This is a genomic window from Pseudomonas sp. LBUM1646 (assembly GCF_059716165.1).
In genome coordinates, this window is sequence record NZ_CP166810.1 from 3,606,705 (window position 1) to 3,622,814 (window position 16,110).

Genomic DNA, 16,110 nt, shown 5'->3' on the forward strand with positions numbered 1-16,110 from the left:
CTCAGTTCAAGACGCGTGCCAAGGCGGCTTGCAGAATTTGCAGCGCTTCGTCGACCTGTGCTTCGGTGGCCACCAACGGCGCGAGGAAGCGCAGCACGTTGCGATACACACCGCACTTGATCACCAACAAGCCGCCCTTGCGCGCTTCATCGATCAGTCGCTGGTTCAGGTCAGCATCCGGGGTGCGAGCCTCGTCGTTTTTGATCAACTCGATGGCGAGCATGAATCCGGTGCCACGGACGTCGCCGATTTGCGGGTGGCGGGCCTGCAAGTTCAACAACCCTTGGCGCAGACGCTCACCCAACGCGTCACCACGCGCCAGCAACTGTTCTTCCTCGAACGCATCGATCACCGCCAGTGCCGCCGCGCAGGACAGCGCGTTGCCGCCATAGGTGCCGCCGAGGCCACCGGGCAGTGGCGCATCCATGATTTCGGCTTTGCCGACCACACCCGACAGCGGCAAGCCGCCGGCCAGACTCTTGGCGACGGTCACCAGGTCCGGCTGGATGCCGGCATGCTGGAAACCGAACCACTTGCCGGTGCGGCCGAACCCGGTCTGGATTTCATCGAGAATCAGCACGATGCCGTGTTTTTCAGTCAGTGCACGCAGCCCCTGGAGGAACTCGGCCGGTGCCGAGAGGAAACCACCGTCGCCCTGCACCGGTTCGATAATGATCGCGGCGACACGCTCCGGCGCCACTTGGGTCGCCAACAATTCGTCCAGCGCCTTGAGTGTCATCTCGCTGGAAACCCCGCGATAAGCATTCGGATACGGCGTGTGAAACACCTCCGGCGCGAACGGCCCGAAGTTCTGTTTGTACGGTTGGCTCATGCCGGTCAGCGTGGTGCCGAGCAAAGTGCGACCGTGGAAACCGCCACGAAAGGCAATCACTGCCGAACGATTGGTGTGAGCGCGGGCGATCTTCACCGCATTTTCCACGGCTTCGGCGCCGGAGGTGAAGAACGCCGCTTTATAGGCTTCCTTACCGCCGATCATTTCACACAGGCGCTGGGCCAGATCGAGGTAAGGTTTATAGGCCACGACCTGGAAACAGGCGTGGGAAATTTTTTGCAGTTGCGCCTGCACCGCTGCGATCACTTTCGGGTGGTTGTGGCCGATGTTCAGCACGCCGATGCCGCCGACAAAATCCAGATAACGCTTACCATCCACGTCCCACAACTCGGCACCTTGGCCGTGATCGATCACTAACGGGTGAGCGGTGACCAAGCCACGCGGCACGAATTGATCGCGCTGACGGAGCAAATGAGGGGTGTCGTCGACTTTGCTATTCATGGCATTTCCCATCGTGAGTCCGGCAACCGGGAGGTGGTTGCGATGGTGTTCAGGTTAAGGCTTGCGCGAAACGAACTACGCCGAACTTGGCCCCTGAGAAATTCGGATCGACTGTTTTCACCCCGCCAAACGGCAGATTCCTTTTGCCCGCCGAATCTGCCGCCGCCTTGGCGATACAACGTGGTGCAACCCGTTTAACCCGGCCCTTTCGACAGATCCTGCGCTGGCGTTGCGCGATGATGAGAGCACCTTCACCCTTTCAGGAATTGCCCATGGCCCTGCTTTATAAAGCTGACCCTGTGCGCGGCGAACAGTGGCAAGCGCTGTTCGCCGAACACGCCCCGGATATCGAATGGCGCGCCTGGCCGGACATTGGCGATCCGTCCGAGATTGAATATTTGGCGGCGTGGCAGGCGCCGAATGATTTAGAGGCTGTACTGCCGAATCTGAAAGTGCTGTTTGCGCTGTCCGCCGGGGTCGATCAGTTGGACCTCAGCCGTTTGCCATCGAGTTTGCCGGTGGTGCGTCTGCTCGATCCGGGTATCACTCGCGGCATGTGTGAGTACGCCAGTTTTGCGGTGCTGAGCCTGCATCGCGACATGCTGCGTTATCGGCAGCAGCAAAAGGCGCGGTGTTGGCAGGCGCATTTGCTGCAACCGGCGAGTAAACGTCGAGTGGGTGTGATGGGTTTGGGCACCCAGGCGCAGCAGATTCTGGCGACGTTGCAGCCGTTGGGATTTTCGTTGAAAGGATGGGCGCGCAGTGCTCATCAGGTGGCTGGCGTGGATTGTTATGCCGGTCGCGAGCAACTGCCGGCATTTCTCAGCCAGTGCGATATTTTGTTGTGCGTGTTGCCGCTGACTGAACAGACTCAGGGGATTCTGGATCGTGAGCTGTTCCGACAACTGCCCAATGGCGCGGCGCTGATCAACATGGGCCGTGGCGGGCATCTGGTGGAAAGTGATCTGCTGGAAGCGCTGGACAGTGGCCAGCTCAGTGGCGCGGTGCTCGATGTGCTGCAGGAAGAACCGGCGCCGGCGGATCATCCGTTTTGGGCGCATCCGCAGATACTGCTGACGCCGCATATTGCGGCGATGACCCAGCCGGAGAGTGCGTTTGGGGTGTTGCTGGAGAATATTCGGCGGCATCAACGGGGCGAGCCGATGACGGGCCAAATCGACCGCACTAAAGGTTACTAAAGGTAGATCGTTCCCACGCTCCGCGTGGGAATGCAGCCCGGGACGCTCCGCGTCCCATCCAGAGCCGAACGCAGAGCGTCCGAAGAGGCATTCCCACGCGGAGCGTGGGAACGATCATCATTCAAAGGCGCTCGGCGATGGCTTTGCCGACATCCTGCGTCGAGCCCTTCCCACCCAGATCCGGAGTAATCGGGCCTTCGGCAATCACCCGCTCGATAGCCTGCAGAATTCCATCATGCGCCGCGCGATAGCGCCCATCGCCATTGCCCAGGAAGTCGAGCATCAACGCCCCGGACCAGATCATCGCAATCGGATTGGCGATGTTCTGCCCATAGATATCCGGCGCCGAACCATGCACCGGTTCAAACAACGACGGAAACCGCCGCTCCGGATCAAGGTTGGCCGAAGGCGCAATGCCAATGGTCCCGGCGCACGCCGGGCCCAAATCGGAAAGAATGTCGCCAAACAGATTCGACGCCACCACCACATCAAACCGGTCCGGCTGCAGCACAAAGCGCGCGCAGAGAATATCGATGTGCTGCTTGTCCCAAGTGATCTCCGGGTACTTCGCCGCCATCAACGCCGTGCGCTCGTCCCAGTACGGCATGCTGATGGAAATCCCGTTGGACTTGGTCGCTGCCGTCAGCCGTTTGCGTGGGCGAGTCTGGGCCAGTTCGAAGGCGAACTTGAGAATCCGGTCGACGCCACGGCGGGTGAACACCGATTCTTGCAGCACGAACTCATGCTCGGTGCCTTCGAACATCTTGCCGCCCACCGAGGAATACTCGCCCTCGGTGTTCTCGCGGATCACCACGAAATCGATGTCCCCCGGTTTGCGCCCGGCCAACGGGCACGGTACGCCCGGAAACAACCGCACCGGGCGAATGTTTACGTATTGATCGAAGTCACGGCGAAACTTCAGCAGCGAGCCCCACAGGGAGATGTGATCCGGCACCTTGTCCGGCCAGCCCACGGCGCCGAAGTAGATCGCGTCGAACCCCTTGAGCTGCTCAAACCAGTCGTCGGGCATCATCTGCCCGTGTTCCAGGTAGTAATCGCAGTGCGCCCAGTCGAGCACTTCGATGCTCAAATCCAACTGCCATTTCTTCGCTGCCTGCTCCAGCACCCGCAAGCCTTCCGGCAGCACTTCCTTGCCGATGCCATCGCCGGCAATCGCGGCGATTCTGAATGTTTTGCTCATCAATCGTGGCTCCCGAGTGTCTGTGAATTACAGCCCGCCGATGTGGAAGGCTTTGACTTCAAGGTATTCGTCCAGGCCGTACTTGCTGCCTTCGCGGCCCAGGCCCGATTGCTTGATGCCGCCGAACGGCGCGACTTCCATGGAAATGATCCCGGTGTTGAGCCCGACCATGCCGAACTCCAGCGCCTCGCCGAAACGCCATGAGCGGCGCAGATCCTGAGTGAAATAATAGGCACCCAGACCGTAAGGAGTGGCATTGGCCAGCGCGAGGGCTTCGGCTTCGTCGGTGAAACGCATCAGCGGCGCGACCGGGCCGAAGGTTTCTTCGTTGGCCAGCAGCATGCCGGCGTGGGTGTCGCCGAGGACCGTGGGTTGCACAAACTGGTTGTCGCCTTCGGGAATGCCGCCGCAGAGCAACGTCGCGCCTTGGCTCAAGGCATCGTCGATGTGCCGGGCGACTTTGCTTACGGCGGCCGGGTTGATCAGCGGACCGATGGTGACATCGGTGTCCAGACCGTTGCCGACCTTGAGCTTGCTCACCTCCTCCACCAGCCGTTGAGCGAAACGTTCGTAGATGCCGTTCTGCACCAGAATCCGGTTGGCGCAGACGCAGGTCTGCCCGGCGTTGCGGAATTTGCTGAGCATGATCCCGGCCACAGCCTGCTCCAGGTCCGCATCGTCGAACACAATGAACGGCGCATTGCCGCCCAGTTCCAGGCTCAAGCGCTTGATGTGTTCGGCGCTCTGGCGCATCAACAAACGGCCCACGGCGGTGGAACCGGTAAAGGAAATCTTGCGCACCGTCGGGTTACTGGTGAGTTCTTCGCCGATGCCGGCGGGCAGGCCGGTCAACACGTTGAATACCCCGGCCGGGATACCCACTCGCTCGGCCAAAACGGCCAACGCCAAGGCTGACAGCGGCGTCAGGTCAGACGGTTTGACGATGATCGGACAGCCCGCCGCCAACGCTGGCGCGCACTTGCGGGTGATCATCGCGTTGGGGAAGTTCCACGGGGTGATTGCGGCACAGACACCCACCGGTTGTTTGAGCGTCAGCAATCGACGGTCACCGCTGGGGGCCGGCATGGTTTCGCCGTAGACCCGCCGGGCTTCCTCAGCGAACCATTTGACGAAACCGGCGCCGTAGCGGATTTCGCCTTTGGCTTCGTTCAGCGGCTTGCCCTGTTCGCAGGTCATGATCAGCGCCAGGTCGTCGAGGTTATCGATCATGGCCTGATACCAACGCTCCAGCAGCGCCGCACGTTCCGCCGCCGGACGGGCGCGCCAGGCCGGCCAGGCTTTGTCGGCAGCCTCGATGGCTCGCCGGGTTTCCGCGCCTTGCATGGCCGGGACGCGGGCGAGCAACTGGCCGCTGGCCGGGTCGATAACGTCCAGGCTCGCGCCGTTTTCGGCGCCGATCCACTGCCCGTCCACATACGCGAGTTCTGCCAAAAGGCTGGGGTCTTTCAAACGATTATTGAGCATGGTCGAGTCCTGATCCGAGACAGGCTTAAGTCTATGGAGGTGCTGCGGATGAGGATGCTGAAAGCGATTTGAGGACAGCGTCGGATGCTGAAATTGGCGGTGGAACGGCAGATGATCGTTCCCACGCTCTGCGTGGGAATGCAGCCAGGGACGCTCCGCGTCCCATTCAGAGCCGAACGCGGAGCGTCCGTTGAGGCATTCCCACGCAGAGCGTGGGAACGATCTTCTCTACAACTTCAGGGAACCAAGCAAACCTTCAAGAAACCGCTCCCCGGCCTCCATCTGGCTGATCTCGATAAACTCGTCCGGCTTGTGCGCCTGTTCAATCGAGCCCGGTCCGCAGACCACCACCGGCACATCCAGACGCTGCTTGAACAACCCACCTTCAGTGCCGAACGACACCTTGGCCGTACCGGTATCCGGCGCGGCGAAGTTTTTCAGAAAACGCACCGCTTCAACACTCGGGTGGGTATCGAGGCCGGGATAGACGTTGAGGGTTTCGATTTCGATCGCCGCCACACTCGACAGCAACCGCGCCTCACGGACGATCAGTTCGGCGCGTTCCTGCATCTGTTCCAGGAACTGATCCAGATTATCCGCCGGCAGATTGCGCACTTCGAAATCCAGGGTGCAGAGGTTCGGTACGATGTTCAGCGCCCGGCCGCCGCCGATTTGCCCGACGTGCACGGTGCTGTAAGGCACGTCGTAGTCGGCATCCTGGGCGCCCTGCGCTTGCAGTTGCTGCTGGCTTTGCCGAAGCGCGGCGATGAAATCGCAGGCGACGTGGATCGCATTGACCGAGCGCGGCGCCAGCGAGGAATGCGCCTCCAGGCCCCGGCAATAGGTGCGATACGAGCCCTTGCCCTTGTGCCCGAGCACGAATTGCATGTTGGTCGGCTCGCCGATCAGGCACAAAAACGGCCGCACCGGCGTCAGGTGCAGCACGTCGAGCAAGCGGCGCACGCCGACGCAACCGGTTTCTTCGTCATGGGACAGCGCCAGTTGCAGCGGCCGGCTCAGGGAATGGTCGGCGGCATCGAGCATCGCGTCGATGGCCAGGGCGATGAAGCCTTTCATGTCGCAACTGCCGCGCCCGTAGATCTTGCCGTCCTGCACCGTCGCCTGGAACGGCGGCACAGTCCAGGCCTGCCCCGCCGCCGGCACCACATCGGTGTGCCCGGACAGCAAAATCCCCGGCAGCTCTTTCGGGCCGGTGCTGGCAAACAGGTTGGCCTTCTTGCCGGTTTCATCCTTGACGATCAGCGACTCGATGCCCTTGCTCAGCAGCAGGTCCCGCACGTATTCAATGAGGGCCATGTTCGACTCGGAAGAGACGGTGTCGAAGGCCATCAAGCGTTTGAGAATATCCAGTACACGGGGTTTCATGAGGCCTTGCTCCGTTGCTCGGCTAAATGGGCGAACCGGCGAATGGAGAACGGCTCAATCGAAGTGCTGGTGCTGCCGGTGCTGATCAGTTCGGCCATGACGTCGCCGACGCCGGGGCCGAGCTGGAAGCCGTGACCGCAGAAGCCGAACGCGTAGAACAAGCCGTCGACCGTACCGCTCGGGCCCATGATCGGCAAGGAGTCCGGCAGATAACCTTCGATGCCGCTCCAGACGCGGATAATGTTGAGGTTGCCGACACCGGGCAACAGGCGCCGCATCTGTTCCATCTGGTTGAGGATGCTGCGCGGCTCGACATAGGCCCGGCGATTGAGCATGTCCGGTTTGCTGCGATAACCACCGCCGATGACGATGTTGCCGCGGGGGATCTGCCGGAAGTAGATCACTTCTTCAGGAATCTTGGTGTACACGCCGATCACCGTCGGCAAGGCATACGGCACCGGTTCGGTCACGGCCATTTGCGGGCCGTGGGTATCCAGCGGCACCGGTTCTCCGAACTGATCCGAGAGTTTTTGCCCCCACGCACCGGCAGTGATCAGCAGTTGTGCTGCGCTGAACTGGCGGCCGTCGGTGGTGGTGACACTGAACTCGCCGCCGACTTTCTGTACCTCGGCGACTTCGGTCTGTTCCTCGATCTGCGCGCCGAGACGCCGTGCCGCACGGGCAAATGCCGGGGCGGCCAGACGCGGGTTGGCGTGGCCATCGTGGGGCGCGTAAGAGCCGCCCTTCACGTCCGACCCAAGGAAAGGAAACCGCTGGTGCAGTTCGGCGCCGCGATAAATCTTCAGGTCCAATTGCGCGGCTTCGGGAGCAGCGGCATACGCCTCAAGCTCGGCAATTTCGTCTTCGCGATAGCACACGCGCATGTGCCCGCTGGCGATGAATTCCAGGTCATCGTCGATCAGTTCCGGCAAGCGTTTCCACAACGCCCAGGAGCGGTTGGCCAACTCTAGCTGCCCCAGATAACGGCCCTGACGCCGGACGTTGCCGAAGTTCACGCCGCTGGCGTACTGACCGATCTGGTCGCGCTCCAGCAGGATCACCGACTGCCCGCGTCTGCGCAGGAAAAACGCCGCCGCCGAGCCCATCAGGCCGCCGCCGACAATCACCACATCGGCTTTCTGCAAGGTCATGGCGACACCTCCTCGGTGAGCATCGAAAGGGGTTTGACCGGCGCCTGGCCGCGTTGGCGGCCGACTTGTTGCACGCTGACGCCTGCTGCGGCGGCGATCACTTCAGCGCCAGCCTGGGAGCAATAACGGCCTTGGCAGCGGCCCATGCCGACCCGGCTGAAGGCCTTGGCCCGATTGACTTCGCAGGCACCCTTCTCACGGACCACCCCACGCAATTCGCCGGCGCTGATCATCTCGCAGCGGCAAACAATCGCGGTGTCGGGCAAGGCTTTGGCTTGTTCGGCAGGCCAGGGAAACGCTTGGGCCAAACCGAGGCGAAACTGATCCATCACCGCCAACGCTTGGCGCTGTTCGTCGCGCAACCCAGCGTTCACCGGTTGCTGCTGGTCTTCCAGCAGTGCCATGGCCACCAGCCGTCCGGCGTGCTCGGCAGCGTCCGCGCCGCGAATCTTCGAACCGTCACCGGCGGCATACACGCCGCTGACTGAGGTCCGGCCCTCTTCATCCACCGCCAGCCACCATTGCCCGGACGCCTCGTCGAAGCGCATGCGGCACCCGGCCAGATCCGCCAATTGGGTTTCTGGGCGCAGGTGATAGCCCAGCGCTACGGCGTCGCATTCGACGGTTAAATCCTCGCCACGAGCCGTCAGCACTCGCACGCCACTGACACCGCTGGCCGCATCGCCCTGCACTTGCAAAGGTTTGATCCCCAAATGCACCGGAATCTTCGCCCGATACAACTGCGCCAACAGCTTCATCCCGGTGAAAAGCAATCCGGGCCGCGCCAGCAATTTGGGCAAGGCGCCAATGCGCTTGCTGAACGGCGAGGTGTCGAGCACCGCCGCCACGTTCGCGCCGGCCTTCACGTACTGGCTCGCGACCAGGTACAGCAACGGCCCGCTGCCCATAAACACCACGCTATGACCAATGGAAACCGCCTGGGACTTGAGCGCAATCTGCGCCCCGCCGAGGCTATAGGTTCCCGCCAGTTGCCAGCCTTCAATCGGCATCAAGCGGTCGGTGGCACCGGTGCACAGGATCAGTGCGTCGTAATCTACCGTCGTGTGCTTGCCCTGTTTGACGCAGCACAATTTTCCCGGCGTCAGGTTCCACACCAGCGTGTCCGGGCGGTAATCAATAGAACCGCGCAGGCGATCAAAACTGTCGTGCAGGTCCCGCGCCTTACGCGCCTCGGTGCCGTACAGCGTGGCGTAATTACGAGTAAACCCTTCCGGCTGCCGACGGTAAATCTGCCCGCCATCCCGACGATTTTCATCAATCAGGATCGGCTTAAACCCCGCCGCCACAAGGGTTTCGGCACAGCGAATACCGGCCGGCCCGGCGCCAACGATGACTATCCGTGCAGTGGCCATGTCGCCTCCGGTTGTGTGGTGACGATGTCCAGCCCTTCACGGACTTCGTTGGAGCAAGCCCGCAGACGCTCGCCACTGCGGGTCCAGACCCAGCAATCCTGACAGGCGCCCATCAGGCAAAACCCGGCGCGCCGACCGGAATCAAACTCCGACTGGCGCAGCGCGGTGCCCTGAGTCAGCAACGCCACCATCAAGGTATCGCCCTGCAATGCCTCAATGGCCGCGCCATCCACCTGCAAACTGACGGTCGGCCGGCCCTGCTCGGCCAGCCTCACAAAACGCCCCTTCATGCATAGGCTCCCTGGGTCATGGTGATCACATCCTGCTGGGTTTTCAGCAATTCCGCGCTGTCGTGGTGACAGAGAATTTCACTGCCGCCGTCGATGATCCGGCGGTTTGGCGCGGTGCGATTGCACAAGCCATCGACTCGTACCGGGCAGCGGCTGAGGAAGGTGCAGAGTTCCGGCACGTTGGCTTTAGGGCCAATTGGCGGCAGTTCGCCGCAAGTGGTGCCGCAGTTTTCCAGCCAGCCCTGGCGCAGTTCCGGCACCGAATGGATCAACAAATCGGTGTACGGATGGAACGGCGCCTGGGCAAACGACTGCCGAGTGCCGGCCTGGATCTTGTGGCCGCTGTACATCACCACAATGTCGTCGCATAGCGCCCGCACGGTGGAGATGTCGTGGCTGATGAACAGGTACGAGACTCCCAATTCCTGACGCAGATCGCGCAACAGTTCGAGAATCGCTGCGCCGACCACCGTGTCCAGCGCCGAGGTCACTTCATCGCAGAGGATCAGATCCGGTTTCGCCGCCAAAGCACGCGCCAGGTTGACCCGTTGTTTTTGCCCGCCGGACAGTTCATTCGGCCGCCGTTCGGCCATGGTTCGTGGTAAACGCACCAGGTCCAGCAACTCGCCGATACGCTCGCGCAACGCGGCGCCCTTGAGGCCGAAATACATCTTCAGCGGCCGACTGAGAATGGTACCGACGCTGTGCATCGGGTTGAGTGCGGTGTCGGCGTTCTGGAAGACCATTTGGATGCGACGGAATTGCTCGTCGGTACGCTCCGAGAGGCTGCCGCCCAAGGGCTGACCGTCAAAGGTCAAGCCGCCCAACGCCGGGGTCAGCAACCCTGCTACCACCCGCGCCAGGGTCGATTTGCCGGAACCCGACTCACCGATCACCCCGATGGCTTGGCCCCGGCGCACGGTCAGGTCGATGTCTTCCAGCACGCGGATCGACGGCATGCCTTGCATGTTCTTGTTGCCGTAACCGGCGGTCAGGCCCTGAATCGTCAGCAATGGCGTGTCTTCCGCCACGCCGCAGGGTGGGCGAATCGTCGTGTCGGGCCGCGCCGCTGCCAGCAGACTGCGGGTGTACTCGTGGGCCGGGCCTTTGAGCAGCGGCGCGGTGGCGCTCTGTTCGAAGATCTGGCCGCCGTTGAGCACGACGATTTGATCGGCCATTTGCGCCACTACGGCGAGGTCGTGGGAGACGTAGACCGCCGTCGCTCCACGTTCACGGACCACACGTTTGAAAGCGCGGAGCACGTCGATCTGGGTGGTCACGTCGAGGGCGGTGGTCGGTTCGTCGAGCACCACCAGCAATGGATCGCTGATCAACGCCATGGCCGCCATCACTCGCTGCAATTGCCCGCCCGACACTTGATGCGGGTAACGCTGGCCAATGCGATCCGGGTCCGGCAATGCCAGGTCGCGGAACAGTTCGATGGCTTTGGCTTCGAGCACGGCGCGGCTGCCGAGGCCATGAATCAACGCGCCCTCCACCACTTGATCGATCAGTTTCTTCGCCGGGTTGAACGCCGCCGCCGCGCTTTGCGCGATGTAGGACACCCGGTTGCCGCGCAGCCCCTGCAATTCCTTTTCGCTCAGTGCGAGCATGTCGTGCTCACCGACCTGCACCACGCCCCCGGACAACCGGCAACCGCGCCGCGCATAGCCCAGCAGCGCCAGGGCGATGGTGGTCTTGCCGGAGCCGGACTCACCGATCAACGCCAGCACTTCACCTTTTTCCAGGGCGAAGCTCACGCCTTTGACGATTTCTACCTCGCCGCGCTCGCCACAGGCGACTACGTGCAGGTCTTCAACTCGAATCAATTCACTCATCTCAATGACCTCCCGTACGGCGACTACGTCGGGACGACAGTCTGTCGATAAACAGATTCACACCAATGGTCAGGGTGCCAATGGCCAACGCCGGAATCACGATGGCCGGCGCGCCCTGATTGAGGCCGCCAATGTTTTCCCGCACCAGGGACCCGAGGTCAGCATCCGGTGGTTGCACACCGAGACCAAGGAAGCTCATGCCACTGAGCAGCAACACGATGAAGCCAAAGCGCAGGCCCAAATCGGTCAGCACCGGGTTGAGCATGTTCGGCAGGATTTCCACGCAGGCGATGTACAAGCGGCGTTCGCCACGGGTACGGGCGACTTGCACGTATTCCAGCGCTTCGATGTTCACCGCCATGCTGCGGGCAATGCGGAACGCGCCGGGGGTGAAACTCAGTACGGCGGTGCAGATCAGCAAAGTCACCGATGAGCCAAAGGCTGAGACCATGATCAGCGCCAGCATCTTGCTCGGGATCGAGATAAACGCATCCATCAAGCGGCTGATCACTTCGTCCAGCCACTTCGGCGACACCACCGACAGCAACGCGCAACTGGTGCCCAAACCGCTGGCCAACACGGCGGCGATCAACGCCAGGCCGACTGTGAACTTCGCGCCGACCAGAACGCGGCTGAGCATGTCGCGCCCAAGGTAATCGGTGCCGAACGGGTAAACGGCACTGATGCTGTCAAACACATTGTCGGAGACCACTTCGCCGACCGGGTGCGGCGCCAGCCACGGGCCGAAGATCGCCACCAGCAACCAGATCACGCACATCGCAGCCCCGATCAGGCCCAGCCACGCGGGGCCATGGGACACCTTGCCAACCGACAGGTCGGGGGTCGCAGGCGTCGATTTCACAATGAGATTGTTCATTGGTTTCTCAGCCTCGGATTGGACAGAATCGCGCACAGGTCGGCAATCAGCACCAACCCCAGGTATGCCGTGCAAAACAGCATGGTGCAGGCCTGGACCAGCGCCATGTCACGGTTGGTCACGGCATCGACCATCAGGCTGGCGATGCCGGGATAGTTGAAGATCGTCTCGACAATCACCACCCCGCCCAGCAGGTACGACAGGCTCAGGGCGATGGCGTTGGCAATCGGCCCGATCGCATTGGGCAAGGCATGGCGCAGCACGATGCGCATCGGGCTCACGCCCTTGAGCCGGGCCATTTCCACGTAAGGGCTGTCGAGTTGATCGATCACAGCGGCGCGGGTCATCCGCGCCATTTGCGCGACGATCACGCAGCACAGGGTCATCACCGGCAACGCGTAAGTGCGCATGAATTGCCAGGGTGAGGTGATGTCACTGGCGTAGGACAGCGCCGACAACCAGCCCAGGTTCACCGCGAAAATCAGCACCGCCAGGGTCGCCACCAGGAACTCCGGCACGGCGACCATGGCCAGGGTGAAGAAGCTCAGGAAGCTGTCGATGCGCCCGCCACGGCCCATTGCCGAACCGATGCCCAGAATCAATGCGACCGGCACCGACACCAGCGCCGTGGCGGCCGCCAGCATCAAGGTGTTCGGCACGCGCCCGGCCATCAACTCGCCGACCGGCATGGCGTTGGACACCGACAGGCCCATGTCGCCGCTGAGCAGGTTCATCAACCAGTGCAGGTAACGCAGCACACCGGGCTGGTCGAGCCCCATTTTCAGGCGCAACGCCGCCACCTGTTCCGGCGTGGCGAATTGCCCGAGCGATTGTTGCGCCGCGTCCCCCGGCAGTACCGCCGTGATCGCAAACACGACCATGGACACGATCAACAAAGTCACGATCGCGGCGCCCAGGCGCCGACCGATCAACCACAGTGTGTTGCTATTCATCGCCTACCCTCCTGCACTGTCCCTGACGTACAACACGACTACCCATCAAGGCCCCATCAAGCATCCAGCCAGACCTGTTCGGCGAACATGTAGCCCATGAAACCGCCCAGCGGATTGCTGCCGTAGCCCTTGATGCGCTGGTCAACGCCGTCGATGTTGCTGATGAACACCGGCACGCCGATGCCGCAATGGTCATGCACCAGGGTTTGCATGTCGGCGTACATCTTGCTGCGCTTGGCGTCGTCGGTCTCGCCGCGAGCGAGCATCAGCAACTGGTCGAACTGGTCGTTCTGCCAACCGGATTCGTTCCACGGCGCCTTCGACTGGAAGAACTGCGAGAACATCACGTCGGCGTTCGGTCGCGGGTTGATGTTGCCGAAGCTCAGCGGGTGCTTCATCCAGTGGTTGGACCAGTAGCCGTCGCTCGGCAAACGGTTGACGTCGAGCTTGAGCCCGGCCTGTTTCGCCGATTGCTGCAACAGCACCGCGATGTCCACCGAACCAGTGGCGGCTGGTGACGCCACCAGCGGCATGCTGATGCTTTCCATGCCGGCCTTCTTCAGCAGGAACTTGGCTTTTTCCGGGTCGTAGACGGTTTGCGGCAGGTCGGCGTTGTAGTAGCGCGAACCCGGGGCAATCGGATGGTCGTTACCGACCACTGCAAAGCCACGGAATACAGCGGATTTGATCTGTTCGCGGTCCATCAGGTGCTTCATCGCCTGAGTGAATTCCGCACTTTTACCCGGCATCTGATCCTGACGGATGATCAAATCAGTGTAGTTGCCCGACGGCGCATCGACGACCCGGTGCTTGGCGCTGGCCTTGATCCGGGTGGTGGAACGCGGGTTGACCTCGTTGATCATGTGCACGTCGCCGGACAGCAGCGCGTTGACCCGGGATGCCTCGTCGCCAATCGCAATGAACTCAATCTCGTCGAGGTACGGCAGGCCCGGTTTCCAGTAGCCGGTGTTGCGCGCGGCAATCGAACGCACGCCCGGTTTGAATTCCTTGACCTTGAACGGCCCGGTGCCGATGCCCTGGTTGAAGTCAGTGGTGCCTTCGGGAACGATCAACAGATGCGACACGGCGAGGATCGACGGCAACTCGGCGTTTGGCGCACTGAGGCGGATCTGCACTTCGTTGGTGCCGGTAGCCTTGATCTCGGCGAACTGTTCCATCAACGGCATGACTTTGGAGCCGGTCAGCGGGTCCTTGTGCCGCGACAGCGAGAACACCACGTCGGCGGCGCTCAGGGTCTTGCCGTTGTGGAAGGTCACGTCCTTGCGCAGGGTGATGGTCCACAGCGTGGCATCGGTGTTGTCGATGCGCTCGGCCAGTTCCAGTTGCGGCACCAGGTGCGTGTCGAAACGGGTCAGGCCGTTGTAGAACATGAAGTGGCGCACGTAGTCGGTGGACAGCGCACCTTTGGCCGGGTCGAGGGTGTCGGCGGTGGAGCTGGACATGCCGGCGACACGAATCCGTCCGCCGGGTTTGCCTTTGCCTGGGGTGGCGGCTTCTTCGGCGAAGAGCTTGCCGGCGGCGCCGAACAAGCTGCCGGCACCGGCGGCGGCAACACCCGCCACGCCGAGCATTTGCAGGGCGTTGCGGCGCGACATGCCGCGATTGAGGCCTTCGAACACTCGCAAGCTGTCCTGGCCGGAAATCAGGGGTGAGTCGATCTTGTTGTCAGTCATATCAGTTGTACCTGTCGAAAATGAGAAGGCTCGAGTGCCCCGGTTAACCGGAGCGTCCTGGAAACGCAAACGACGGTGACGCCACAACATCAACTCAATGCAAATAGTCCTGGAAGCGGTAATAGGCGCCCACGAACGGCAGGAACCACGGCTTGCCGAAATGCCCGGGGATCGCCGGCCAGTCGAGTTCGCGCCAGGGGTTGGCTTCAACTTTGCCGGCCATCACCTCGGCCATGACCTGGCCCATGTGCACCGACATCTGCACCCCGTGGCCGCTGTAGCCCATGGAGTGATAAACGCCGCCATGCTGGCCGGCTCGGGGCAAGCGATCGGAGGTCATATCCACCAAGCCGCCCCAGCAGTAGTCGATGTTCACGTTGGCCAATTGCGGGAACATCTGCACCATCGCGGCTTGCAGGACCTTGCCGCTCTTGGCGTCGTTCACACTGTCGGACATCGCGAACCGGGCACGACCGCCGAACAGCAGGCGGTTATCCGGGGTCAGGCGGAAGTAGTTGCCGATCATGCGGCTGGTGACATAGGCGCGACGGCCCGGCAGCAACTGCTCGATCAGCTCTTTGGAAAGTACTTCGGTGGCGATGACGAAACTGCCCACCGGGACGATCCGCCGTCGATACCAGCCCAAGCCGCCGTGCTGACAGGCGCCGGTGGCCAGCAAGACTTGCCCGGCGTGCAGCGAACCCTTGTTGGTGTTGACCTGATAGCCACCGGCCTGAGCTTTCCAGTCCAGCACCGAAGTGCCTTGGTGGATAAGCGCGCCGTGCCTTGCCGCCGCTTCAGCCAGCCCAACGCCGAAGCGTCCAACGTGCATTTGCACGCCGTTACGCTGCAGCAAGCCGCCGTGAAACTGCGCCGAATTCACTTCGGCGCGGGTCTGTTCGGCGGACAGCAACTCGACCTCGGCATCGACTTCCCGGCGAATCAATTCGCACGTCCGCGCCAGGCCCTCGTAGTGCATCGGCTTGGCGGCCAATTTGAGCTTGCCGTTGCGGATCAGGTCGCAGGCGATTTGCTCCTGCTCGACCAGCGACACCACGCTCTGCACCGCACTTTCGTAGGCCTGGTAATAGGCCCGCGCCTTGTCGGCACCGAGGCTGGCGCTGAGGCCGGCGTAATCCTGGGCGACCCCGGTGTTGCACTGGCCGCCGTTGCGCCCCGAGGCCTCGCCGATCACCCGCCCGGCTTCGAGCACCACCACACTGGCGCCCTTCAAGGCCAACGCCCGAGCCGCCGCCAACCCGGTGAAACCGCCACCGACGATGGCCACGTCGACCTGCCCGGGCAATGTGCCGAGCTGAGCACCGGTGAAGGCCGGTGCGGTGTCGAGCCAGTAGGATTCACTGCCCAT

At 62.3% G+C, this 16,110-nt stretch carries 13 protein-coding genes; 1 reads left to right on the forward strand and 12 read right to left on the reverse strand.

Annotated elements, in window-relative coordinates; translation table 11 throughout:
• Nucleotide 1 precedes the first annotated feature (1 nt).
• A complete protein-coding gene (gene gabT / locus ACA071_RS16645) occupies nucleotides 2–1,294 on the reverse strand; it encodes a 4-aminobutyrate--2-oxoglutarate transaminase (RefSeq protein ID WP_497640158.1) in 1,293 nt (430 codons plus the stop codon).
• A gap of 272 nt (nucleotides 1,295–1,566) precedes the next feature.
• Here gabT and ACA071_RS16650 point away from each other — a divergent pair, with 272 nt between their 5' ends.
• Complete coding sequence (locus ACA071_RS16650) at nucleotides 1,567–2,493, forward strand: 2-hydroxyacid dehydrogenase (RefSeq protein ID WP_497640159.1); 927 nt, start codon at nucleotides 1,567–1,569, stop codon at nucleotides 2,491–2,493.
• A 121-nt stretch (nucleotides 2,494–2,614) separates the two neighbouring features.
• Here ACA071_RS16650 and ACA071_RS16655 read toward each other — a convergent pair whose 3' ends face one another.
• The 11 genes from ACA071_RS16655 to ACA071_RS16705 form a co-directional block, all read right to left on the reverse strand.
• On the reverse strand, nucleotides 2,615–3,694 hold the full coding sequence (locus ACA071_RS16655; RefSeq protein ID WP_497640160.1) for a tartrate dehydrogenase: 1,080 nt from the start codon (nucleotides 3,692–3,694) through the stop codon (nucleotides 2,615–2,617).
• A 27-nt stretch (nucleotides 3,695–3,721) separates the two neighbouring features.
• Complete coding sequence (locus ACA071_RS16660; RefSeq protein ID WP_497640161.1) at nucleotides 3,722–5,179, reverse strand: NAD-dependent succinate-semialdehyde dehydrogenase; 1,458 nt, start codon at nucleotides 5,177–5,179, stop codon at nucleotides 3,722–3,724.
• 228 nt (nucleotides 5,180–5,407) lie between these two features.
• Nucleotides 5,408–6,565: an acetylornithine deacetylase gene (gene argE / locus ACA071_RS16665; RefSeq protein WP_497640162.1), complete on the reverse strand. Its 1,158-nt coding sequence runs from the start codon at nucleotides 6,563–6,565 to the stop codon at nucleotides 5,408–5,410.
• Entirely contained in the window at nucleotides 6,562–7,716 is a 1,155-nt protein-coding gene (locus tag ACA071_RS16670; protein ID WP_497640163.1) for an NAD(P)/FAD-dependent oxidoreductase, read from the reverse strand. The genes argE and ACA071_RS16670 overlap by 4 nt, the downstream gene beginning before the upstream one ends.
• Entirely contained in the window at nucleotides 7,713–9,089 is a 1,377-nt protein-coding gene (locus ACA071_RS16675) for an FAD/NAD(P)-dependent oxidoreductase (RefSeq protein ID WP_497640164.1), read from the reverse strand. Before ACA071_RS16675 ends, ACA071_RS16670 begins: the two co-directional genes overlap by 4 nt.
• Entirely contained in the window at nucleotides 9,071–9,379 is a 309-nt protein-coding gene (locus ACA071_RS16680) for a (2Fe-2S)-binding protein (RefSeq protein WP_497640165.1), read from the reverse strand. Before ACA071_RS16680 ends, ACA071_RS16675 begins: the two co-directional genes overlap by 19 nt.
• Entirely contained in the window at nucleotides 9,376–11,217 is a 1,842-nt protein-coding gene (locus ACA071_RS16685; protein WP_497640166.1) for an ABC transporter ATP-binding protein, read from the reverse strand. Before ACA071_RS16685 ends, ACA071_RS16680 begins: the two co-directional genes overlap by 4 nt.
• Before the next feature lies 1 nt (nucleotide 11,218).
• Entirely contained in the window at nucleotides 11,219–12,094 is an 876-nt protein-coding gene (locus ACA071_RS16690) for an ABC transporter permease (protein WP_169369273.1), read from the reverse strand.
• Nucleotides 12,091–13,047, reverse strand: a complete 957-nt coding sequence (locus ACA071_RS16695) for an ABC transporter permease (protein WP_497640167.1) — start codon at nucleotides 13,045–13,047, stop codon at nucleotides 12,091–12,093. The genes ACA071_RS16690 and ACA071_RS16695 overlap by 4 nt, the downstream gene beginning before the upstream one ends.
• A 56-nt stretch (nucleotides 13,048–13,103) precedes the next feature.
• A complete protein-coding gene (locus ACA071_RS16700; RefSeq protein ID WP_497640168.1) occupies nucleotides 13,104–14,741 on the reverse strand; it encodes an ABC transporter substrate-binding protein in 1,638 nt (545 codons plus the stop codon).
• A 94-nt stretch (nucleotides 14,742–14,835) separates the two neighbouring features.
• The gene (locus tag ACA071_RS16705; RefSeq protein WP_497640169.1) at nucleotides 14,836–16,110 is read right to left on the reverse strand and encodes an NAD(P)/FAD-dependent oxidoreductase; all 1,275 of its coding nucleotides are present in this window, start codon (nucleotides 16,108–16,110) and stop codon (nucleotides 14,836–14,838) included.